This window comes from Burkholderia sp. MSMB1498, from assembly GCF_001526245.1.
GTDB lineage: Bacteria > Pseudomonadota > Gammaproteobacteria > Burkholderiales > Burkholderiaceae > Burkholderia > Burkholderia savannae.
On sequence record NZ_LOYJ01000001.1, the window covers coordinates 1 to 23,120 of the forward strand.

The 23,120-nt window shown below is 65.5% G+C and carries 17 protein-coding genes and 2 pseudogenes; 7 read left to right on the forward strand and 12 right to left on the reverse strand.

Annotated elements, in window-relative coordinates; translation table 11 throughout:
- Positions 1-512 precede the first annotated feature (512 nt).
- Positions 513-785: pseudogene (locus WS91_RS38070) on the forward strand (tyrosine-type recombinase/integrase); the annotation flags it as partial.
- 112 nt (positions 786-897) lie between these two features.
- Positions 898-1,146 (forward strand): annotated as a pseudogene (locus WS91_RS37065) (tyrosine-type recombinase/integrase); the annotation flags it as partial.
- Between the two features lie 72 nt (positions 1,147-1,218).
- On the opposite strand, the gene WS91_RS00005 reads toward WS91_RS37065, so the two are convergent.
- Together WS91_RS00005 and WS91_RS35325 are read right to left on the reverse strand one after the other, a co-directional pair.
- The gene (locus tag WS91_RS00005) at positions 1,219-2,001 is read right to left on the reverse strand and encodes a type III secretion protein BopE (RefSeq protein WP_269434491.1); all 783 of its coding nucleotides are present in this window, start codon (positions 1,999-2,001) and stop codon (positions 1,219-1,221) included.
- The gene (locus WS91_RS35325) at positions 1,959-2,582 is read right to left on the reverse strand and encodes a hypothetical protein (RefSeq protein WP_156432251.1); all 624 of its coding nucleotides are present in this window, start codon (positions 2,580-2,582) and stop codon (positions 1,959-1,961) included. Before WS91_RS35325 ends, WS91_RS00005 begins: the two co-directional genes overlap by 43 nt.
- On the opposite strand from WS91_RS35325, the gene bopA reads away from it, so the two are divergent.
- The 5 genes from bopA to WS91_RS00030 all read left to right on the forward strand — a co-directional run bounded on the left by bopA (position 2,575) and on the right by WS91_RS00030 (position 7,535).
- Complete coding sequence (gene bopA / locus WS91_RS00010) at positions 2,575-4,122, forward strand: autophagy evasion T3SS effector BopA (RefSeq protein WP_059574863.1); 1,548 nt, start codon at positions 2,575-2,577, stop codon at positions 4,120-4,122. The two genes, WS91_RS35325 and bopA, sit on opposite strands and share 8 nt — an antisense overlap.
- A gap of 70 nt (positions 4,123-4,192) precedes the next feature.
- The gene (sicP, locus tag WS91_RS00015; protein ID WP_059574866.1) at positions 4,193-4,672 is read left to right on the forward strand and encodes a chaperone SicP; all 480 of its coding nucleotides are present in this window, start codon (positions 4,193-4,195) and stop codon (positions 4,670-4,672) included.
- A gap of 154 nt (positions 4,673-4,826) precedes the next feature.
- Positions 4,827-5,471, forward strand: coding sequence for a LuxR C-terminal-related transcriptional regulator (locus tag WS91_RS00020; RefSeq protein ID WP_059669541.1), 645 nt, complete (start codon positions 4,827-4,829; stop codon positions 5,469-5,471).
- A gap of 270 nt (positions 5,472-5,741) precedes the next feature.
- A complete protein-coding gene (locus WS91_RS00025; RefSeq protein ID WP_059574919.1) occupies positions 5,742-6,155 on the forward strand; it encodes a hypothetical protein in 414 nt (137 codons plus the stop codon).
- Between the two features lie 324 nt (positions 6,156-6,479).
- The gene (locus WS91_RS00030) at positions 6,480-7,535 is read left to right on the forward strand and encodes a helix-turn-helix transcriptional regulator (protein ID WP_059574868.1); all 1,056 of its coding nucleotides are present in this window, start codon (positions 6,480-6,482) and stop codon (positions 7,533-7,535) included.
- On the opposite strand, the gene WS91_RS00035 is transcribed toward WS91_RS00030, so the two are convergent.
- Genes WS91_RS00035 through WS91_RS00080 form a run of 10 tightly spaced genes read right to left on the reverse strand, consistent with a single transcriptional unit; the run spans position 7,526 to position 23,095 of the window.
- Entirely contained in the window at positions 7,526-8,716 is a 1,191-nt protein-coding gene (locus tag WS91_RS00035; protein ID WP_082717443.1) for an Ig-like domain-containing protein, read from the reverse strand. The two genes, WS91_RS00030 and WS91_RS00035, sit on opposite strands and share 10 nt — an antisense overlap.
- Positions 8,717-8,773: 57 nt before the next feature.
- Positions 8,774-12,463 carry a type VI secretion protein IcmF/TssM N-terminal domain-containing protein gene (locus tag WS91_RS00040; RefSeq protein ID WP_059669542.1) on the reverse strand — a complete coding sequence of 1,230 codons (3,690 nt, stop codon included), beginning with the start codon at positions 12,461-12,463 and terminating at the stop codon, positions 8,774-8,776.
- 11 nt (positions 12,464-12,474) lie between these two features.
- Positions 12,475-13,140 carry a DotU family type IV/VI secretion system protein gene (locus tag WS91_RS00045; RefSeq protein ID WP_059574873.1) on the reverse strand — a complete coding sequence of 222 codons (666 nt, stop codon included), beginning with the start codon at positions 13,138-13,140 and terminating at the stop codon, positions 12,475-12,477.
- Positions 13,137-14,549 carry a type VI secretion system baseplate subunit TssK gene (gene tssK / locus WS91_RS00050; RefSeq protein WP_059574921.1) on the reverse strand — a complete coding sequence of 471 codons (1,413 nt, stop codon included), beginning with the start codon at positions 14,547-14,549 and terminating at the stop codon, positions 13,137-13,139. Before tssK ends, WS91_RS00045 begins: the two co-directional genes overlap by 4 nt.
- A gap of 23 nt (positions 14,550-14,572) precedes the next feature.
- Positions 14,573-15,301, reverse strand: coding sequence for a type VI secretion system lipoprotein TssJ (gene tssJ / locus WS91_RS00055; protein WP_059669534.1), 729 nt, complete (start codon positions 15,299-15,301; stop codon positions 14,573-14,575).
- A gap of 9 nt (positions 15,302-15,310) precedes the next feature.
- Positions 15,311-15,703 (reverse strand): DUF4150 domain-containing protein, encoded by a 393-nt coding sequence (locus WS91_RS00060; RefSeq protein ID WP_059574877.1) that lies wholly within the window; start codon positions 15,701-15,703, stop codon positions 15,311-15,313.
- Positions 15,704-15,731: 28 nt separating this feature from the next.
- Positions 15,732-16,472: a DUF3540 domain-containing protein gene (locus WS91_RS00065; protein ID WP_059669535.1), complete on the reverse strand. Its 741-nt coding sequence runs from the start codon at positions 16,470-16,472 to the stop codon at positions 15,732-15,734.
- Complete coding sequence (gene tagB-5, locus WS91_RS00070) at positions 16,451-17,515, reverse strand: type VI secretion system accessory protein TagB-5 (protein WP_059574881.1); 1,065 nt, start codon at positions 17,513-17,515, stop codon at positions 16,451-16,453. Before tagB-5 ends, WS91_RS00065 begins: the two co-directional genes overlap by 22 nt.
- A gap of 8 nt (positions 17,516-17,523) precedes the next feature.
- Complete coding sequence (locus WS91_RS00075) at positions 17,524-20,085, reverse strand: type VI secretion system accessory protein TagAB-5 (protein WP_059669536.1); 2,562 nt, start codon at positions 20,083-20,085, stop codon at positions 17,524-17,526.
- 25 nt (positions 20,086-20,110) lie between these two features.
- The gene (locus WS91_RS00080; protein WP_059574886.1) at positions 20,111-23,095 is read right to left on the reverse strand and encodes a type VI secretion system Vgr family protein; all 2,985 of its coding nucleotides are present in this window, start codon (positions 23,093-23,095) and stop codon (positions 20,111-20,113) included.
- Positions 23,096-23,120 lie beyond the last annotated feature (25 nt).

Consider the following 23,120-nt stretch of genomic DNA (forward strand, 5'->3'; position numbering starts at 1 on the left):
GGATGATCCTCAGGAAGCTGCGGCTTCTTTGCGCTCTGATTCTGGCGCGCGTCATTGGCGGGAACCTGATGATGACGCGCGGCGCGTAACGCCGTCGTCGTTCAAAGTGAATTGTTCAGGGCCGACTCATGAACAACACACCGTCTCCGACTTCGTCCGCAACTCGATCACGAGGTAACGGCAAGCGTTTGGCGCAGGCAGCGCTGCCCGACGAACAGAACAGCTGGGTCGGCGATTTCGATCGCCATCTCTCGCAGGTTGTGGGGCTTGCATCCGCGTCCCGCCGCCAATATCGCTTCTTTGTCCGGCGGTTCCTGGCGGAGTACTGCCCGGCAATCGCCCGTGACCAGTGGGTGCCTCGCGCGGAATGGCGCACCGCCTTTGTTCGCCAAGAGGCTGCACGTCTTCACGGACACTCGCGCAAGAAGCCAGGTACTGCACTGCGAGCTTGGCTCCGGTATCTGATGTTCTGCGGCATGGCGGGCCGTGAGCTCGAAGCCGCGATTCCCTCGATGCTCCAGTGGAAGTACGCCTCTCTGCCGGTTCGTCTCACCACAGAGGAGACCGAGCGCGTGCTCGGAGCAGCGCTCGACGGCAGCGCTCACGAGTTGCGCAATCGGGCGATGTTGCTGGTCCTGGCGAGAATGGGCGTACGGGCCTGCGAGCTCACGCATTTGATGCTCGACGACATCGACTGGGTCGAGGGCTGCGTGCGCGTTCGTCCTGGAAAGTCTCACCGCGAACGGAGACTGCCGTTGCCTTGCGAGGTCGGCGAAGCATTGTGCGCCTATCTTCAACGCGAACGCCCCGCCAGTGCTTGCAGAGCAGTTTTCCTGAGTACGCGGGAACCGTACCCGCGTACTTGCGATTCCGTTGAAGCGGACCGATCGACTGCTGGTGCAGGCGCTCACCCGAGTCGAAATCGATGCGCTGCTTGCTGCTCCCGACCGGTCTCTATGGCGCGGTCGTCGCGACTATGCACTGCTGCTGACGATGTACAACACCGGAGCGCGCGTTTCCGAAATCATCGCGCTCCGACAGGAGCAGGTCCAGTTCAGCGGCAGCACGCTGATCAACCTGATGGGCAAGGGCCGCAAGGAACGAAGCATCCCGATGTGGTCAAACACGGCCCAGGTATTGAAGACTTGGTTCCATGAACTGGAGCGCACCCGCACGCCGATCGCGTTTCCCAGTCATCGCGGCCGGCACCCGCCTTCGTTATACGGTGCCCGTTGCACCGCGGTGGAGGACATCGAGCTCTTGCGTCGTCGTCTGGAAATTTTTGAGCGTGTTCTTGCGCTCATTCGACACTGCATTTGCGACGAGGTCGATCGCCTGTTGTCTCGCATACGGCTGAAGCTCCCGGTATTCCGGGCACGCGGCTAGTTCTGCGTCCATCAGCCTGTCGGCGTACTGCCGGATTTCGGTATAGAGCGGATTCGTGCCGGCGCCGCTTGGCGTGAAGACGCCTTGCTTGTCGGTGCCGGGCAGCCCGGTTGCGCGCGCCGCATCGCCGAGCGCCGCGACGAACGCCGGCCGCGCGTTGCCCGCGCGGGTGGCCGGATCCATGCAGAACCGGTCCTTCGCTTCGCTGAAGATCGCGCAGAGCGTCGCTTCGTAGACCTGCCGGCCGAATTCGGCGTCTTGCTGGATCTCGGGGGTACGCGTGTGGGCGACCTGCTTGACCGCCTCGTCGACGAAATGCCGGATCGCCTGTTTCCGGTCGCCGGTGGGCCGATAGCTGCTGACGTAGCGAATGCCCTGCAGCTTGACCCGCGTGGGCGCGCTGTCCGGCGCACAGCGGCGGAACAGCGGCCCGAGCGTCTCGCCGATCTTGCTGAAGATGCGCTTGATCTGCTGGGCAAACAACGTGCGCGGTCGCGCTTCGCAGCGCTTGACGTGAACGTCGAACGACGCTTTCTTGACGTGCGTGGATCTGTTAATTCTCAGGTTGGAAATCATGTCGTGCTCTCGATTGAGTGGAATGGCGGGATCCGGCACGCCCGCATCCGCGCGGCGATTTCGGTTTCGATTTCGATCGACAACGGCGCGCGCGGGAACAGGCTTCTGAATAGATTCGATTTTATGGGGCGAGTCGCGTGGTCCGATTCCATAAAGTGCTCATGCGTGCCGGCGACGGGCGGCCATGCACGGCAATTTTTGACCATTTGCAGCCATGGGCGACGTCGGAGCGAAGCGGGACGAATCGGCATGGATTGGCACGGATCGGCGCGAGTTGTCCCGTTTGGCCGGATCCGCTTGTGTGCGACGCTGCGAAGTCGGATCGACGCCGGACGGCCGCGCGAGCCGCACATGCGGACGAGCGCATCCTTCGCCCGTGACGTCGCATCGTTTGCCGGCGGCGCCGACATGTACGCGGCGGCCTGAGCGGAATCTGAAAGCGACGCGGGACGAATGTCTTTAGCATCGGTATCGATGTCGACCGGGTTGAAGCGCCGTGCGCCGGTCTCGCTTGCATGCCCGGCGCGCGACGGCCCGTCCGACAGCAACGTGCGGCGGCCTGCGCGGCTGCCGCGTCGTATCGGAATATCTCGTAGTCGATGGGAGGACCTGATGATCAATGTCGATGCATTCGTTGCGCATGCGCTGCCGTGGGGGGGGCGTGTCGTCGTCGGTGACGGCGCGCGCGGCCCGGCGGTGTCGGTCGCGAGGTTGGGTATGAAGGAGCGGCTGTTCGCGTTTCTCGCGCACGTCCCGCTGCTCAAGCACTGCGATGCGGTGCGGCGCTACGCCGAGCGGGTCCGCACGGAAAACTGCCGCACGCTCGCGGTGTTCCTGGGCGCGTTGTCGAAGCGATACGGCCCGGAGGGCGCGACGGCGGCGCTCGACTACGGCGCGCGCCGCGACGACGCGCCGCTCGATCGGCGGCTCGTGCGCAACATGATGTCGATCGCCGAGCATTTTCACGGGACGGGCGATGCGAAGCCGCTCGCCCGCCAGATCGTGTTCCGGTCATGGGAATGCCGAGGTCTCGATCATCCGGGACACGCGTCGCTGACGATCAAGAATCAGGCGGACGCCGACGCCGGCCGGCATGTGTACGAGCACGTTAGTTGGTGGCCGCTCAAACCTCTCGACAGCAAGGAATTCGGGCGTGTCGAAGCGAAGGCGCTGAGCCGATATCGGCAGGACAAGCGATCGGAAATCGGCAAGGAAACAGTGCGCAATCTGCGGCGAGGCGAGATCGCGAGAGAAAAGATCGAGAAGGAAGCCAACCATCTTCTTGACGAAGCGGATTTTCGCGCCGCGCGTTTTTTCCCGAGAGCGGGGCAGAAACGGGATGAGGAGTGGCGATGGGGGCTGAGCGCGCGCAAGGTGTATTTTCCGGCGATCGGATTGAACCGCGACAAGCGCGAGGCGGCCGGCCGGGACGCGTTCGTGCTGTTCGGCCTGAACGAGGCGGCGATGTTGCGCGACGCGCGTGCCGTGAAGCACGCTGCGACGACGGGCGAGCTCAAGTACCAGATGATCAGCAAGAAGGAAAACTGCGCGTCGATGGCGCTGCGTGTGTTGCGCTCCGGCGGCGCCGAGCATTTCGTGCCGTATACGGCCGCATGGATCTCCGAAGATCCGAATCGCGCGCATGCGTATGCGCAGGCCGTGCAGGCGAGGATCGACACGCTGAACCAGCAGCGCGCTGATATCGCGCGCCACTGCGATCGGCTGTGCAACAGCGCGCCCGTGCGAGAGGCGTGGCGCGCGTTCTCGGAGCCCGGCCAAGCGGTGCGGGGCGTGCTCGCGGGCGAAGCCGGCCGCGGTCGCGTTCCCGCGCACACGGGCGCGCCGCGGCAAGCGCGCCTCGACGGTCACGCGCTCGAAGTCGAGCGGATCGGCGCGTATTTCGACGAGCTGTCCGCCGCGCGATCCGTCAAGCATCGCGATCGGGCGGACGCGGATCTCGCCGAGGCGATGAAGCGCTGCGCACCATCGGTGCGCGACGACGTCGCGGCGTTGACGCGCAAGGCGAGAACCTTTGTCGAGGCGCTCGGCCGGCATCTCGATGCGCCGCCGCCGGACGACCGGTCCGCGCTGCGGATGCTGGCCGCGCACGCGATGATCGGGCAAATCGAGGCGTTCATGTCGACCGCGATCGCCGCATGACGCATGCCCTCCGCTCGTCGGTTGGCGGCGCGCGACCGACCGATTCGAATCCGATGGAGTACCTCAAACTATGAATGCACACACCGAATTGTTGAATGCGCTGAGCAAAGCGACGGGCGTGACGCTTGGCTTCGACGAGAAAGGGCAGTGTTTCCTGCTGCTGGATGAGCAACTGATGATCTCGATTCGCGACCGGTCCGACGCGCTCGTGCTGTATGGGATGGTCGGTGAATTTCCGCCGCATGCGCCTGCGGACTTCTGGCGACGGATGCTCGTCGTCAATCTCGACTTGTCCGAATCGGGTAGCGGCCTCGGACTCGACGATGAAGCGGGAGCAGTGATGCTGATCGAGCGCATTGCAACGGCGAATCTCGAGAGCCGAGAATTCGTCGACGCACTCGCAGTGTTTGCGTCTCGCCTCGAAGGCCTGATCGACGCGTTCGCACGGATGGGCGCCTACGACGCGCGCACGTGGGACGCACCGGCGGAGTCACGCACGGCCTGCGTGCAATTGGGATCGCTGAACGGCGAACTAATGAAATGGATCTGAAATATTTCGGTGACGTGCGGGCACTATGTTAAAAAAGCGCGTGCGTAGCGTGCGGCATGGGCCGTCTAGGCGGCGCATCACGTGGGCTTACGGAAGAGGGGCGCATCGGAGCAACGGAGAATCAATTATGGTCGAAAAGAGTAAGTGTGAAAGGGTGCTCGTCATTGACAGTCACCCTATCGTGCGCGATGGCATTGAGGTCGTACTCGGCAGGGCGTATGCGGGAATCGAGGTGCGCGGGGCCACCGACATGATTGAGGCGAGGGACCGATGCCGTCGCGACAGGCCGGACCTCGTGTTTATGGAGGTGATGCTACCGGGCGATGATCCGCTGCCAGCAATGGGCGAGCTCCTGTGCGAGCATCCAAACGTCAGGTTTATCGTCTTCACCGCGCTCGGATCTGAGACGCGCGCGGCGGATGCGATCCGCTTCGGTGCGTCGGGCTACTTGCTGAAGTGGTGCAGCCTGGAAGGCATTTTGCATGCGGTTAGGCGCGTGATGTCTGGGCAAGTTTATATCGACCCGGCGCTCGACGGCGCGAGAATCGCGTCCTCGGTCAATGGCCGCTCGTTTTCCACGCCTGTCGACGAACTGACGCGGCGCGAGAAGCAGGTGCTGAAATTGATCGCCGACGGGATGCGCAACCGAGAGATCGCGTCGCGGCTCAACATCAGCCCGAAGACGGTCGATTGCCATCGGCAGCGGCTGATGCAGAAGCTCGGCGCGCGCAACGTGGCGAACGTGATTCAGTGGGCGTATCGATACGGATACGCGAATGCGTGCGCGCCGCTGACGTAGCGCGCGACCGGCGCGGGTTCGCGCTCTATGGCGCGTGCGTACGACACTTCGGCGGATCCGTTTGCTGTGCGGTTTAATCAGCGCGACGCGATTGTGGGCGTCGTACGCGCTTGCGTTCCGCGACTCGCGCTGTTCGCGCAGCTTGTGCGATTCGTGCGACGAAGCAAGCGAGGCTACGCCGTGTAGCCGGGCGAGCGATTCGTGAAAGTGCCGAGCCAATCTGCGGCGGAGAATGAACGCTCGCTAATGTTCAGGAAAAGGAAACAGATCATGAAAACGATTGGGATGTCCCCCGCGATTTTGAAACCTCAACATGTCGTAGTTGAAAAACATGCGAAACAGAACCGCGACGAGCGCGGTCGGGCGCTGAAGAGCGAGATCAAGGCCATCAGAATGGATGTGCTCAGGGAGATCCGCTTCAACAGCGCTGTCAGCCAACCGGTGCTGCTCGCGAAACAAAAGCGAATTACCATTAACATCGACGAGGTCGGCAAAAAGCTTGCCAGGAAAGGGCTGTTCGGCAAGACGATCGAAGCGGTCAAATGCGTCGCACACCGCGGCCTGTATTTCGAACGGCGCAAGCTGAGAGAACTCCATGCGTTCGTTAATCGGCACATCGGCGACCGGCCCGAGGACTGCAAGTACAAAGTCTTGCCAACGCGCACGCAGAGTCCGACACTGTGAACGCATGCCGCGCCCGCGCGGCGCGGCCGGGCAGACGACTCGCGTCAGGATGAATGCGCACGTGGGCCGGTGACGCAGCGGAGCGGGCGGCGGATGTCGCGCAAGCCTGTCACCCCGTGCGCGGTGTGGCGGGAACGCGGCCGCGCCCGCCGGGCATCTTGATGCGCCGCATCCGCTCATGTAACACAGTGCACGCCCCATATCGCGCGATGCACGCAGCGGGTTCCGATTTTGTGTCGCATGACACGTGACCTACGCCGCGCAACACATGCAATGCGACACGCACGGCGCGTCTTCCAGTCGCACATTTCACCGGGCTTCATCATGGCGAAGATGCACGCGCTTGGCAGCGGCACGCTGCTGCAGTTCTTTTCCACCGACGACATGCCGCTTGTGCACGGAACGGCGTTCTGGAGCGCGCACGTGTTTCAGTGCGAGGAAGTGCGTGCGGAACGGGCGCGGACGTTTCATGGACACGGTTTTTTGTGCAGGTGCGAGCGCGCCCGGTTCGTCCGTTTTCGCGGAGCATCGCTCGATGCGCGGATCACCGAAGGGTGGCTGAAGGCTGCGACGACCGACACGCACGTGACGATTTGCGCGCTGCACGCGGGCAAATGCGTGGTCGAGGCGCCCGGCTCGCCGGCCGCGCGCTTTTGTGCGAACGAACTGTTCATGCTCGACGGCGGTCGTCCGATGCATGTGCACTGGGAAGAACCGTGCTTCAGCGCACTCAGATTGCCGCGTTCGTCAGTGGGGCGGACACTTGGCCAAGTGGCGATGGACGCGTCGCAACCCGCAGTTTCGTTGCAGGCGGGCCGGCTCGCGCCGTTTCTTGCGGCGGAGCTGGCGCTCATCGGTGGGCGCGGCCCGGCGCTGTCGTCCGGCGAACTCGATTACACGCTCGCGCGCACGGCCGACCTCGGTCGCATGCTGCTGCAGGCGGCGCTATCGGCGCGCGCGCCGCGCGCCGCGCCTGCGCGCGGTGATCGTCTGCAGGCCGCGTACCGCTTCATCGGTCAGCATCTCCACTTGCAAACCCTGACGCCCGACCGAATTGCCGACGCGATCCATTGCTCGCGCACACAGCTCTATCGTTTGTTCCGCCACGAATCGCAGACGGTGAAGGCGGCGATTCGTGATGCGAGGCTGAACCGCAGTCTCGGCTACCTCGAGCAACCAGGGCTCACGCTTAGCATCGGCGAGATCGCGCACGCGTGTGGTTTCCCCGATCAGTCGACGTTCGGCAAGCTGTTTCGCCAGCGCTTCGGTAAGACGCCCGGCGACGTTCGGCGCGCGGCGCGGGGACGCCGCAGCGAAGCTGAGCCGCTCGACGCCGCGTACGGCGTCGGCGTGCTGCGTGTGCCGACCGATCAGCGATAGATCGCGAGCTCGATCGCCAAGGCGCCTTGGTGGTTATGAGCCGGCAGGGCGGACAACTGCTGCTCCGTGACTTCGGTTACAACGCCGTCGTTGACGCGGTACCAGATCGAATCCCGCTTCACATATGCGATGTAATGGCCGCCCGTGCTGTAGTCGAATGCGACGAGCCGGTCATGGTTCGGCAGCTCCGCGTAGCTGAGCGGTATGCCGGTCAGATAGAACGCTTTTGCTTCCGGCGGCGCGTAGCGTATCGCGTCCGCGTTATCTGCCGAATGCAGCGGCATCTGCAGCGCCTTCAATACATCAAACGTGTATCCCATGCCGCCGCCGCGAAACTGCGGCAGCGCGCGCATCGCGGCGACTGCTGCGCGCCACTGTTTCTCGAGCTCACTGGCTGGCGCAGCGTCATAGCCGTCGAGCAGCGCGCGCACGGCGGAATCGACGGTGGCATTCGACAGAATGTCGTCGAGCGCTGTCGAATGGACGGCCAGTTGCAGCGCCACATTGATGAAGCATGTGTTGCCGAGGTTCGACAATCCGCGCGGCGGTGTGGTCGGCGTAGTGTCGAAGCTGGCCGTCATGCGGTGCGCCGACCGTTCTCCCGTCACGCTTTCGATGCCGGTCGGCAGTACGATTTCGTAACGGCTGTTCGACTTAAGCGACACAAGTGGCGCGAAAGTGAGCCGGCGATCGCTCAGCCACGACAACGGGCCGATGGCAACGCTTGCGCGATTTCCGTCGTGTAGCGCGATGTTGCTGACCGAACGCGGTTCGATCGCACGATCGAATTCGAGCATGATCGTTGGGCGGCGCAATGCCGCGTGCGTCGGCGCGACGCCGGCGGATACGACAGCGGGCGGTGTTGTTGGAGTCGCGGTCGACGGCGCGGGTGCTGCGGGCACATTCGGCTGCGGCGCCGCTGGTTGCGCTGGATACGAGAGTTGCACTGTCGGCGGCGCGAGCACGCTCGTGGCGGACTGGTTTGAATCGTCGCCTCCGCCGCATCCGGCGAACGACGCGACGGCTAGCGCGAGCGCCGCACTGACGCGGCACGGGCGACGACGCGTTGTGGCCGCGCCGGTACGGGCCGGGCGGATAAGACGATGCGCCGAATGCGGCGCGTTGGGATGGTCAGGGTGTGTCGAAGTGCGTTTCATCATGACAAGATCGAAGAGGGACATGAACGGGTTCGATGAACCGGCGGCGCTGTGCGCCGCCGGTTCGGAAGGGACCGCGGATTACGCACCTTGTCCGGCGTTTTGCCCGTCGCGAGCCGGGTCGCCCCAGCACGCCCCAATGCGGGGAGGCAGCGCGGCGTTCGCTGCGGCGCTCGCGGCCGTTTCGTCATTCTGCCGAATCGGGTTGCGCCGCTGGCGCGCGATGTTGTCGCGACGCGTTTGTTCGAGCTCGTCGATCCGGTCGACTTGCGCGAGCAGCGCGTCCTGCCCAGAGAAGTCGTATCGCACGTCGACGTAGCGCACGCCGAGTCGTTCGAGCTGGGCTTTCGCGTCGGGGAAATCGCCGGGCGTGAAACGGCGCACGCCGTAGCGGAAATCTTGCACGAAGCGCGCGACGCCAAGCGACCCTGTATAGCGACGCACGAGCGTGACGCCACCGAGCGCGATGCGTAGCGTCGCGTCGCCGCATTGATCAGGCCGCCAATCGATTTGCTCGGATACGCGGAAGTTGTAGTTCGTTAGCGTGCGCGCTTGCGGTGTGCATTGTAGTGTCAGCATCGTCTCGAACGGCTTCGCCTGCGCATCCGGATTCACGTCGGTTGGCTGCGCGACGATCCCGATGTGCATCGTCTGCGCATGTAGCGCGTCGATCTGTCGGCTGAGCGACGCGATTTGCTCGTCGAGTTCCGCCGCTGCTTGCTGTTGCGCGCGCCGCTCGGCGTCGCGCCGCGCTTGCGCGACGCGACGGGCAGCCGCGTCGTCGAGAAGCGGCAGGAACGTGTCGGTGAACGGTAGTCGGTAGCCGAGCGTGTCGACCACCGACGCACGCGCCGCGCCGACGCGCACGAACGGCTTCGCGGGACCGTTGACGAACGCCCAGATCGCTCCTTGCGGGCCGTACAGCCGGTCGTCCGCATCGTCTTGCGTTGCGGCGCGCTTGAGCGGCCACAGCACGTCGCGCTCCCAGTCGCTTTGCAGTGCGCACGATGCCTGCTGCTCGACATACGCGAATACCGAATGCAGTGAGCCGCCGATGAGGCTCCAGACGACGTCTCCGCCGCCGTCGCGATCGCCTGCGAGTTGCTTGACGCCCCGTAGCGCGTCGTCGGCTGCCCGCATCGCGGACGCTTCGACTGATGCATCGGCGCCGAACCCGTGGAAGTCGGCTGCGAGTCGGTAGGCGGCGCCTGTGCCCGCGAGCGCGTCGACGGCGAGTGCGGCGACGCGCCGATCGTAGTCGACGAGCGCGTCGCGCAGCGCGGCGTCGCGCTCGAGCGTCAACCGTCCTTGCGCGGGCGCGCCGCCGAGCGTTTCGTGCAAGGCCCGGCCACCGCTGCGCGAGATCGAGCCGAGCAGCGCGCCGAGGCCGTTGTTTGGCGTGGGCGCCCATACGGGCGCGAGCATGCGTGACGCCGTCCGGACGAACCGCAGCCAGGGTGGCAGCGTATCGTTGTGCTCGGATTCGAATTCGCGCGTGATGCGCGCGAGCAGCGCCGCGAACGGATCGCGGCGGTCGGGAATTCGGTCGATCACCACGCGCCATTGCGCTTTTTTCGTCAACAATTTCTCGCCCTGCGGGAAGCGAGCGACGAAGTCGCGCCACGCGTCAATTCGCTGCGCGAGATACCAGGCGTAGAACGCGTCGCGATGGAACGCGAACGTTGGCCGGTTCGCCACAGCCTGCGCCATTTCGTCGAGGAACGCATCGATTGCCGGACGATGTGCGGCCGTCAGCACGGCTGACACCCGCACGTCGTGCAGCGCGGGAGGCAGCGTGCGCGCTGCAGCGGCCGGCCAGAAGTCGGTGAGCGTCACGTCGTGTGGCGTAGACGCGTCGGGCGCGTCGAGCAGCCATGCGCCGTTGGGATCGCGGTACGCGAGCCGTTCGAGCTGCGCTTGGGCCGCCGCGATTCGAGCTGCGAGCGCGCCGTCGTCCGGCGCGCTCCAGGCAATTTGGTTGACGGCGAGCGCGTCGATGCGCGGCGACGCTTCGTCGTCACGATCGCGTGTGTCGTCTGCCTCGTCTTTGTTAGGCGCCCGGGTGATCTTCAGCGCGGGCATTCGCGTGAGCGTTTTGCGGTCCGCGCCGCGCTGGCGTGCCTGCATCAGGTTCACGTAGCGGACCAGATTGCGGATGCGCGCGGCGACTTCGCCGCTGCCGTTCGCGCGCGCGTCGCTTGCATCGTCCGGCTCACCGAAGAACAGCCGGTCGGCGGAAGGCTCGATCGACCGTCGATAATGCGTGACGTAGTGGCGCTTGAGTTCCGCTTCGAGCCTGCCGACGGGCGTGGCATCGGCGATGGTGCGAGCGGGCGGCCGATCGTCGCGCTGCTCGACGTCGGCGATCGCGCGGCCGATCCGTTCGAGCGTTGCCGCATCGTGCCGGAACTCACCTGTGAAGCGCGGATGCGCGGGATAGTCGCGGCGGACCAGCTCGACGGTTCGCATGTCGCCGACGAACGACGCAGTCATTAGCAGCCCGACCGCGACGCAGCCGAGCAGCCATGCGGCCAGCCCGAGACGCCGCAGCGTCAGCCGCGAGCGGCTCGGCCGCTCGACGGGGCGTGACGCGTCACGATCGCTCGGCAGCACGCGCGCGAATACGTCGTACAGGAACAGGCCGGCGTCGTCGGGGTCGTGCGCTGGCGCGGCGTCGAGCCAGTCGGGTAGCGTCAGCGAATGCGCGCCACCTGTCTGTCGGCCGCTCGCGAGCAGCAGACCGCGCAGATACGGCGTCTCCTGATAGACGTTCGGTCCGAACGCCGCGCGCGCGAACGCGTCTAGCGCGGGCCGCAGACGTGCGAGTTCGTGCTGCAGCATCAGTGCGCGTGGCGACGGCGGCTCGCCGCGCGCCGTTAGCGCCGTTCGTAGCACGCTCAGACGCGCGTCGAGGCTGTCGAACGCGTGCGAGACGAACGCATTTGCGTCGTGATCACCGAGATAGCCGAACGCGCGCTCACGGTCTTGCGGAGCGAGTTGCTTGGCCCATTCCTCGAAGCCATAGAGCCGATCGCACTGTGTGACGAGCACGTAGACCGGGAAGCGCCGGTCGAACAACCGGATCAGGTGCTCGAGTCGTTCACGGATGGCGCGGCCGTCAATCGTCAGCGCGTCGTGATCTGCTTCGACGAGGCGCGGCGCATCGATCGCGACGACGACGCCATTGATGCCTTTGCGCGCGCGTGCGCGGCCGAGCCGGTCAAGGATGGCGCTCCACTCGTGCCGGTCGGCGTCCGTCGCGTCGGGCTCGGCGAAGCGGCCCGTGAGATCGAGCATGACCGCGTCGTCGAAACACCACCAATCGCAATCCTCGGTCGGCTCGACGGGTGCATCGCGGCGCGCGCGCCGCAGTGGCGACGAGACACGCGCGCGAGTCAGAGCGGTCGTCTTGCCCGAGCCGGAGCGGCCAATCACGAGATACCATGGCTGGGCGTTCCGCGGCCGACCGAGTAGGCCAGGAGCGGGCACTGCGCGCTCGAGCGCCGTGAGTGAGGCTCGCCAACGCGCGGCGGCATTCTTTTCAGGCGTCTCGCGATCGGAGGGCAGGCGCTCGGACGCGTCGAGTTGCGCCAATTGCCCCCGCGCGCGCATTGCACGCAGCGCGCGACGCGCGACCCGAGCCAGGAGCCATCCGGCGAGTACCGCGCAGAACGCGGCGAGTGCGCACCACAGCGGCCAGTCGAAATAGAGCGTTGTCGCCCAACTGAACGCGACGAGTGCGACTAACGCCGCAATGCGCGCGATTACCATACCGATGATCTTCATTGCAATGTGGGGAGTACCGAGTCGACCATCCGCGCGATGACGACGTGAAAAATCACATAAAGGGACAAAAGGATCGCGAGCGGCACTCCGAAGTTCAGGCCCGCGAGCCGGATACGGCGGTGCGCGCGCGCTTTTGCCACCGTGGCGTGCGACTCGATGCCCGTATAGGCGGCTGGAAACAGTGGTTCGCCCTCGGCGCGCGAGGCCGCTTCCGCAGACAGAGCTTCGATCGCGCGTTGACGGATCACATCGAGCGGCCTGCTGCCGCCGTCGTAGCCGTATCGGCCGCGAAAACCGAGTTGTAGACAGAGGAGAAAGACCTCCAGCACGTCCGCGCGCTCGCCGTCGAGTGTTTCGAGGCGCTCAAAGAATTCGACGCCCGCGTGCGACGTGTCGAAGTAGTGTTTCTGCAAAAGCCGTAGCGTCCAGCGATCGGCGTTGTCCCAGCCGCTGTTCAGTAATGCTTCGTCGATCCACGCGCACACGGCGAACAGCGCATGGTCGACGTCGATTTCGGATACGCCGGCACACGCAGCGTGATCACGCGCGCTTTCGATCAGATATTCAAACCGCAGCGCAACTTCAGCGGCATCGCCGCGTGGGTGTTGCGCGAACTGTCGCGCATATGCGACGAGCGGCATCATGGAATCGGACAGTTTCATGATTTGTGCCTTACTGCGACGAGTTCCACTTGCAGGTCGTCCGGCGCGTCGTGCCAGCGCAACGACACGTGCCCATCGCGCCTAATTGCGTCCCACTGGCGGCCGGTCTGCTCGATCCGAAAGTACTGCGTGCCACTGCGGCGCGGCAACCGCTGCGGTGCGCCCGGCAGGCGGGTCAGCTCGACACCCGGCAGCGCGAGTGCGGTAAGCTGGGGCATCTCGTCGGTCGCAGCAATACGGCTGCCGTGCAGAAAGCGTTGCGCGACTGTGTCCGGATCATGCTCGCTGCGGATCACCAGATAGAACAGATGGCGGTCGCCAAAGACGTCAGGCGGCAGTTGTGCGGACCACTGCGCGGGCTGCTGCGGGCCGTCGGGCTCGAACGTCGCAGCGCAGTCGGGGCCGACCGCGATTTCGTCGAGCAGATGGCCGATCAGCGCATGCGCGTGTGAGAAGCAGCCGCCGAGATCGCGATGGTCGTACGGCGGTAGGCCGCCACGCGCGTCAAGCCCACGCGCGTCAAGCGCTTCGCCGAGCATGTTGAAGCGCTCGGAGAACACGCTCAGTTCGCCGACGAGTTGCCGCAGCGCGCCGTAGATTTCCCACGGATGCAACTGATCGCATTCGGTGAGATGGAACAGCAGCGGGCCGAAGCGATTCAGCGAGCGCAGCGCGAGCAGGAACGCCGTATAGCTCGCGTCGAACTCGTCGCGCTGCATCTCGCGTGGGCTCTTGTACTGCTGCAGTTGCCGCGCGCGGCCTGCGAGCTCGTCGCGAATGCAGCGGATTCGGTCGAGCAGCCCGCGCGAGCCGGACAGCGCGTAGCAAGGCGGCACGAATTCGTTGTCTAGCCGCAGGCGCTCACCGTCGCGCACGATGCGCGCGAACGGGACCGTCTCGTGCCCGGAGAATGTGTCAAGCTCGTGCTCGAAGACGATCTTCAGCACGTGCTTGAGCGTGCGCACCGGCGCGGGCGGGTGGTCCGAGTGGAGATCGCTGACGTCGTCGGCGGACGGCAGCGTTACGTAGCGCGTTGCAACGCTCGGCAGCGCATCGGCGGCGGCCGCGACGGTCACGTTGTTCGCGTCCCGCGCCAGCCGCTTCAGCGCGACATGAGCGACGAGCGCCCGGCCGTCGTCGAGCCACGCGGGATCGAACGCACGCGCGGCGATGACCGCATTGCCCGGGTACTCGACGTAACTGCGGTCGGAAAACAGCAGGTGTGCGGAGCGGATCTCGACCACGCGATTATCGATCGCGGTTTCCGCGAGTGAAAGCGCGCCGACGCCCCAGAAGTGCGGGGGGCCAGACGCGAGCCACGGCTTGGCGCGGAACTGCTGCTGTAGTTCGGCCAGTTGGAAGTGTTGCGGCTGCAGGAGCATGCCCTGATGCCAATAGACGTTATCCATGTTGTTCATTTGGGGTTCGTGAGTCATTGCTTGCGCTGCGCGCCGGTCGCGTCGCGGTTGTGCTTGTCCTCAGCTACGTCGTCGGGCGGCAGCGTTAGGGATTTCGCGCCGAAGTCGAGCTGCGTCCACGCGCGCGCGCCGGATGGTGGCAGGCTCAGGCGCGCTTCGCGCGCGTCGGTGATGCTCTGCGCGCCGAGTCGTAGCTTCAATTCGAGCGTTCGTGGCGAGGCGTGATAGGTGGGTGAGAGCCAGCCGCGCTTGTCGACCCGCAACGGTACGTCGTAGAGCCGCACGGAGCGCGGGCCGTCGGTGTCGTAGTAGCCGGCGACGATGCCGAAGTAGCGAGCCTGCTGCACACGATCGATCGATAATGCGACGCGCGCGCCCGGCGAGACGACGTAGCGTGTGGTCTGAATGAAGCCTGTAGCCGTCTCGCCTGCCGCGAGCGTTGCGCGCAGGCGGTCCGGATCGTCGGCGAGGTTGCGGAACGCCTGCGCGTCCGCGGTCTGGAAAATCGTGAGCAGCAGCGTGTGCGGCGCGTTCAGGTATTCGTTCAGCCGTGGCGACGCATCGATATCGATGCGCAGCGCGTCGGGCACGTAGTCCCATCGCACGTCGGCGCGCGCCTGCTCTTCGGTAACGCCCGCCGCGCAGCCCGTCAACGCGGAGAGTGCGGAGAGTGCGGCGACGGCGCACGCGCGCGCCGCGAGGCGGCGCGCCGTCGTCCGTGCGGAAATCCGTTGATCGTTCATGTCGAATTCTCAGCTCATCGCCATCACTTTTTGCTGGCTCGGTTGCAGCACGGCGCCGGTCGCATTGCCGTCGTTGTGCTTCGTTGGCGTCGAGAGCCGCACGACGGGGCTGCCTTCGAACTTGACCTTCGCGCTGCCCGCCGCGAATTCGACTTTGCCCATGATCTTTCCGGACATCACGCCGCCGACGGTGCCGGGCTGATCGCCGTTCGTCATCGGAATCGTCGATTTCTTCGTGAGCGCGGGCATGCCGCAGACGAGTACTTTTGTCGTGATCGAAGAGGCCATCATCGGCGCGCCGGTGTTCGGATACGGGATGGGAACCGGGCCGGTCGGCGTCGGCGTTTTGCAGACGTCGGCGGGGCTCATGCACAGGCCGGACGCGGTGGTGACGACAAACATGTTTGAACTCCGAATCGGGAAGAGAAAATCAGCCGAGGTCGATGCGTTCGCCGTCGATGCCGACGTGACGGTCGGCGAGCAGCGTGACATCTCGCGCGTGCAGATGCGCGCGCTCGTCGATCTGCCAGCGCGCTCGGCTCGCGCGCGTGTCGTCGACGCCCCGCACGCGGCGAAAGCAATCGCCGAGCGTGTGCAGTGCGCGGCCGATCGTCGACGTGAAGCGGCGCGCAACGAGCCGCACGTCGTGCGCGCGGCCGTCTATCGACTGCGCGCACGCGTCGAGATGCGCGGCGCGCACGCATGCGCGATGCGCGCTCAGGTCGACACGCGCCGCGCGGGCGTCGATCCGGTCGCGCGCCGCGAGCGCGATGCGCGGCGCGTCGATGCGCAGCCCGTCGATGCCGGTTTCGAACACCACGCCGCCGGGCAGCGCGAGCGCGGCCTGAGGCGCGCCGACGCGCGCGAGCACAGTGAGTACATAAGCGGGCGGCCTGCCGGATGCGTCGTCGGCTGCGCACGCCCAGATCAGCACGCTGTCGCCGACGTCGGGGGCGAGCACGCAGCCGTCGGCGCGTCGCGCGCGACCGACCGGGTCGTCGAGCAGCAGCCAGTCGCCGACGCGGCCGGTTACGTGCGACGCGCGCAGCGTCACGCCGAGTATGCGTGGCATGTCGACGGACGGAAGTGGCGAGATCGACGGAGCGGAAGAGGAAGGAACGTTCATCATCGGAGCGTAAGAGCCAGGCGTTATCGTTCGGGTGCGGTCCATCGCTCGGCCTGCGCGAGTGTGGGATCGGTCGGGCGCACGCCTGTCTTGCGTGCGCCGGCCCAGCGGGCGGCGCGATCGTCGACGGCGTGTAGGTTCGCATGCGAGAAATCGGCGTCGGTGCAGTCAGCGCGCGACAGCTTTGCGTGCGAGAAATCGCAGTAAACGAAGCTGCCGCCCGCGAGCGTGGCATCGGCGCAATCGGCATGCGCGAAGAGCGACATCTGTGCACGCAACCCACGGGCGTTTGCTGAAGACAAGCGCGCGCGCGCGAAATCAGTTTCGTCGAATGCCGCCCCGGTGAGGTTGGCGCCAACGAGCGTCGCGTCCGCGAAGCGAGTATGGCGGCCGCGCGCACCAGCGAGCGTCGCGCATTCGAGGTCGGCATCGAAGAACATCGTCTGCACGAGCGATGCGCTGCTGAAATCACTGCCGGACAGCTTTGCGCCGTTGAAATGCGTCATTGTTAGTTCGCAGTGGTCGAAGCGTTGCCCGCACAGATCCGCGTTAGTGAGGAGCGCGTTCGTCAGACGCGTGGCGTCAAAGCGGGCGGTCGACAGGTCGGCGTGCATCGCTGCGAAGCGCTCGAGTTCGGCGTTCGCGAAGTTGGTGTGCTCGAAGCGGCAATCGACGGTTTCGCAACGCTGCAGCTTTGCCCCTGTGCACTGTGCGGCAGTGAGGTCGCAGCGCTCGAACGTCGAGCGCGCCCAAAGCGTGTCGGTTAGCGTCGCTTCGGCGAGATCGGCGTCTGTCATCGCAAACGCGTCTCCCGTTGTCGCGCACAGGCTCGCGCCGTGCAACGCGACCGCGTGCCAGCTCGATCCGCCGAGTGTTGCGCCGTCAACGCGTGCGCCCGTCAGGTCGCAATGCAGCCAGCACGTCGTGTCGAGCTGCGATCCCGAGAGGTTCGCGCCGCGCAAGATCACGCGGTCGAATGTGCAGACGGACAGGTCGCGCCGCGAAAGATCGGCATACGAAAGATCGACGCCGGATAGTGTGCGGGTGTCGGCGAGGGTGGCAAGTGCCGCCTGAAGGATGTCGGACATCGGTATCGTCAAATGGATCGGCGGGCGATTTCTGTTAAGAGGTGGACCGGCACGTCAAGCAGGGTTCGATAGACGTTCGCGCCGTCGAACTGTGATCGGCTGAGCGCCGTGCCATAGCAATCGGCGCCGTACAGGTTGCTCGATTGAAGTTGGGCACCGTTGAGCCGTGTGCGGCGTAGCGATGTGCCGAACAGGTTCGAGAAGCGCATGTCCGCGTGTGATAGATCGGCCTTTGCCAGATCGGCGTGCCGTGCGCTTGTCAGGGTCAGTTGCGTGCCGCTCGCGATCGCATGAACGAGGCTCGCGCGATCGAGCGTCGCCTTGTGCAGATTCGCGTGACTCAGGTCCGCGCCGTCCCAGTTCGCATCGTCGAGCGACGCCCTGCTCAGGTTGGCCTGCCGGAACGACGTCGCCGCGTCCGCGCGCGATCCGCGCAGCGATGCCGCGTGAAATCGAGCGTGCGGCGCTTGCGCGGCATGCCATTCGACGCCGTCACATTGCGCCGACGCGAACGTTGCGTCCGTAAGCGTTGCGTGCTGGAAGTTCGCGCGCGGCAAGCGCGCGGACGTGAAATCGGCGGCGTCGAGTGTGCAGCCAGCAAAGCTCGCATGCGCGCCATCGAGTCGCGCGGCGGTGAGCGCAGACATCGCGCTTGCATCGAATTGCGCTCCCACGCAGCGGCTGTCGACGAGCGACGCGCGCGTGAAGTCGCAGTTGGTGAAGTCGGTGCGGTCGAGGCGCGCGCGGTCGAGCGTGGCGCCTCGGAACGATGCATCGGGCGCGGACGCTTGTACAAGCGTCGTCTCGCTCAGGTCCGCGTTCGAGAAGTCCGCATGCGACATCAGGGCGCGCTCGAACGACGCGCCGGACAGCTTGCAGCCTGCGAAGCAGGTTCGCTCGAGGTGTGCATCGCGGAAATCCGCGTGCTCGAGCGCTGCCGACGAGAGATCCAGATCGCTCAGATCGAGGCCGGCGAAGCCGAGCCCATGGGCGTGGCGTTCGATGACCAACTCGCGCGTGAGCGGGGGCGCGGGCGCCGCACCGCTGATCTGCGAAGCGGCGGGGAGCGCTAGCGCGGCATCGTCGAGCTGATTGGCGGGCGGCTGTTCGGGGGCGACCAGCGCATCCGGTGCAATCGCTTCGCGGTTACCGGGCGCCGCGAGGCCTGTCGTTAGCGCGCCGAGGTCGAGCGGTGCATCGAGCGCGTCCACGAGCGCGGCAAGCTCGGGCCGGTCGTGCGCAGCCGCCTGCACCTGCGCGCGCGATAAGCCGAGCTGCTCGACGAGCGCGCGGGCTTGCGCGTCGGCTTGCCGGAGCAGTTTGACGAGTGGTGCGTCGTCCGATTCCGGCGACCAAGGAGACGATGACGACGGCGGAGTGGCGTTTTGCACGCCGGCTACCGCTGATGCGCAACACTGCGTTTGCCATTGCTCGGTCTGCGCGTTGAGTTCCGCTGCGAGCGCGGCGAGTTCGTCCAAGTTCAGGTCGGTGGGTGCGACGCGCGCGGGCAGTAGCCGCGTGATATCGGCTTCGGTCAGGCCGTGTTCGGCGAGCAACGCGTCGGTTTGTACGGCGAGTGCCGCCGCATCCCGTTCGAGCTCGGACAGGTCCAGTACAGGCGGTTTCGTGTGCGAGGCCGACACGGCCGCCATACGGTCCACGTCGGGGCCAGTATTGGCGCGCGCTTCATCGTCGACGCTTTCTGCCAGCGCGGCGGCGTTCGCGAGCGGACGCCGATCTTCGATCATCGGCTGGCCGATGTAAGCATCGTCGGCCAGCGGCGGAGCGTCGGCGCATTCCCAGCCGGCGATCACGCGCACGACATCATCGCCGTCTTCGTCGTCGATCGCAGCGAGCGCGCGATACAGGATGATTCCGCAGACCGCGCCGGGGAACAGCCAGACGGTTTCCGCACGCATTGGACACGTGTCAACGCGCGCGACGCCGCCGACCATGCGCTCGACGAAGCAGCGCGCCCGCAGACGCGGTAGCGCGCCCGCGATGATCGGCCGATCCGCATGCATATTGACGAGCTCGATGTTCTCGCCGCCGCGCCAGAATCCGGCGATCCGTTGGTCGCGTGGCGCTGCGTGGAAGTACTCGGCGCGTGTGCCGGGGGGGAGATGAGGCCAATGATTCGCCTGCCAGCGGGCGTCCAATGGCCCGAGATGGCGCACACGCTCGCGATCCGAGGCCAGCAACGCGCGGAAATCGGCAAGCGGCGCGGACGCTCGCACGTCGACGAGCCGTTCCTTGCACGTCGCACCGATGCGCGCGCGTACCGCGATAGACGTGCGCGCGCCGCGTTCGCACGCAGGTGCATACACGTTGCCGTAGACGAGAAATTCACCTGCCGGCTTCGGAAAGCCTTCGTCAAGCAGTGCGTGTTCGTCGAACATCTGTTGTGCAACTTGCCAGAGCTCTGTCTCGGTCGCGAGGTCATCAGGGCCGACAGGTGCGTCAGCGCGCAGCGGAAAGAGCGCGAGCGCGCCGATCGACAGCCGGTCGACGCCTTCGAAGCGCAGTGTTCGGTAGAGCAGTGCAAGCGTATTGGGTTTGACAATTTTCATGAAGGAATTCGTACGAGTGATCAGATCAGCCGAGCTGGATCAGTTGGCCGTCGATCTTCACCGACGCGCTGCCGCTCAGCTTGAGGTTCGTCGCACGCACATTGATCGCGCCGTCGCTGCCGAGCTTGAGCGCCGTCGAGCCGCACTCGGCCGCAATCTTTCCTTCGTCGACCTCGACGCTCGATTTGCCCGCTTCGACGCCGATCTTCGTTTCACTGACGTCGAGCTTCGCCTTGCCCTGCGCGTGGGCGAGCGTGACGCCGTCGGCTGTCGCGACGAGCCGGTTGCCCTTGAAGCCGAGCTCCGCGTCGGATGCGCTTATCCGCACGGCGCTCAGATTCTTTACGTGCTTCACGAATTTTTGCTGCAGGTTGTCGATCTTTAGCGCGACCAGCTTCTGCTTTGCGTTCAGCTCGACGAGCTTCGCCTCTTTGGCCTTGATCGCGATCGCCTCGACTGCGTCGGCCGGCGACGGTGGCGTCGGCACGAGCGCACTCACGCCGAACGCGTTTTGATCGGTCGACAGTACTTGGTGCTCCGAGATGTCGGCTTCGAGATCGGCGATGTCCTTCAGACATGCGTCGAGATTCTGACGCAGCCCGATCAGGTCCTTGAGGTCGAGCTTGGTCGCCGGATCGGCCGGTACCGCGAACAGCACCGTGTCGTTCGCGTGGACGTGCGCATGTTTCGCCGATTCGACGCCCCAATGGCCTTTGCCGACGCTCATGGCGACATCGGCTGCGCCCGGCCCTTTGCCGTGCGTTGACCACGTGACGCCGTCTACGGTCAACGACATCCGGGTCGCGTGCGCCAGGTTCTTCGCCGCGAGGGCGATGCCGTGCTTGCCGAGCGACAGGTCGGCGATGAGCGGCAGCGTCGCCTGCAGCTTTGCGATGTTCATCAGCAGCGCGCGGGATGTCGCCATTAGGCCGGCGCTGACGGCAGTCGCGCCGGCGAACTGTCCGGCAGACACGCCGAAGCTCTCCCATGGCAAATCGGCGCTTGCATCGCTGCCCTTGATGAGCGCTGCCGCGGCTGCTGCTGCCCCTACATTCGCGAGGCCCGACACGATCATGAACTTGCGGACCGTGCCTTTCAGCTTATCGAGCTGCTTTTGCAGCACGGCAGACGCGTCCTGCCCCGCGGACAGCCGGATAGCACGCGTTGCGGACTGCTTGTGGAGCGTCTGTAGCAGCGTCGACGCGCTGTCGTTGATCTCGTAGGCCCGGCTGCCGGGCAGCATCCAGTGCAGGTTGCCTTGCAGCGTCGTCATGAAATTCGCGCTAATGTCGAGACTGTTGCGCACGCCGACGTAGACGTCGGTGTTGCCGCCCATCGACACTTTGCATTTGAGTCCACCCGAGAAGCTGTACGCGTTGCCGAGCGAGAAATCGAACTTGTTGCCGGACGTGAGAAGCGCGAGCCCGTCGCTCGGCCCGACCGCGCCGATGCCGATATGGTTGTTCGGCGCGTGCAACCACGTCGCTGCGTCGCTGCCGTCCTTCATGTAGAGCTGGTTGTGTTCGGTCATGATCCGGTGCGCGGCGGGATTTTTGCGCGTCACGACGCTGTGGTGCGACGAATTGGGCACCGCGCCGACAATGACGGGGCGGTCGGGATCGCCGCCGTCGAATGCGATCTTTACCTCGGTCTGCTTCAGGAGCGGCAGATGCATGCCACGGTCGCGGCCCGAATACGGCGTCGCCATCCGAATCCGTGCGGAGCCCTTATTCGCCGGATGGGCGGTATGTGCAAACGGAAAGCGCACTTTGTATTGCCCGTATTCGTCGAGCTCGGCGAGCTTGCCGCTGCCCTCGCCGTCGACGATCGCGCTGACGACGCCCGCCGCTTGCGGCTTCGGAGTCGTGCGCGGTGGCCGGTACTGGACGTTCGCGGGAATCGCGTCGAATTCGCTGCGGTAGACGACTTCGCGCGGCGTCGCGCCGAACGGCGTGTCGAGATCGGGAAACAGCAGGCACGCCTGCGAGCCGCGGTGCGTGACCGCCGTCACCAGATAGCGGCCGTCGAAATCCGTACGATAGTGGCCCGAGAGCGCGATGAAGCGGCCTGCGCGCAGCCCGGTCGCGGTCGCTTCGCCCGCGAATCGGCGGCCTTCGCAGATCAGCGCCTCGGCGCGCAGCTTCGCATAGCGCTGGCCTTCCTCCTTCGTATGAAAATGCTCGTCGCTTGACACCCGTTCGCCGACGCCGTCGCGTGACACGCTCTCGCGGACTTCGAGCGGTAGCTCCGCTTTTCGGTGATTGAAATCGCGTAGCACAACTTCGCGTGGCAGCGGCTTCGCGCGGCACGCGAACGCCTGCACGCGGTTTGCGTCGATGCCCGTGTCGAAATCCGTCGGGGGCAGGTAGCGGAGTGCGAGATCGTCGGCGGGGCCCGGCTGATGGCGGCGCTCGTCGACAATCACGAGCGTGTCGCGCGCGCCGTCCTGCTCGAAGTAGTAATAGATGCCTTCCTTTTCCATCCAGCGCGACACGAAATCGAGATGGCTTTCGTCGTACTGGCAGACGAAGCTGCGCTTCCGATAGGCGCCGCCGTGCCGGAACCGGTAGTCACGGCCGCCGAACGACGCGGCGCGCAGCACCCTCTTCACGATGTCCGGAATCGTCTGTTCGTTCAGGTAGACGTCGGACACTTTGTACTGCGACAACTGCCAGAGGCGCGGCACGAGTACCGCACGATAGACGGTACGGTTGCGAAAGCCGTTCAGCTGGTCGAACTCGGCGAGCACACCGGAATAGCGCGTCGTGTTGGCGTTGCCATACTGCGGGCGGATCGTCAGCGTCGCCGCGCGGCTCAGCATCTTTGTGAAGTCGATTTGGGGCTCCGCGCTTATGAGCGTCAGCTCGAATCGGTACGGCTGCGAGATCGCCTCGCGCCCGGTCACGTCGACGACTTCAAACGTCATGTCGCCGTACGCGTCGCTGACGAATGCGAAGCGCCGCGCGTTCGCGGACGCCGCGTCGGCTATCAGTTGGTGGGACGAAGACATCGGGAACTCCTGGGCAGCGGGGGGC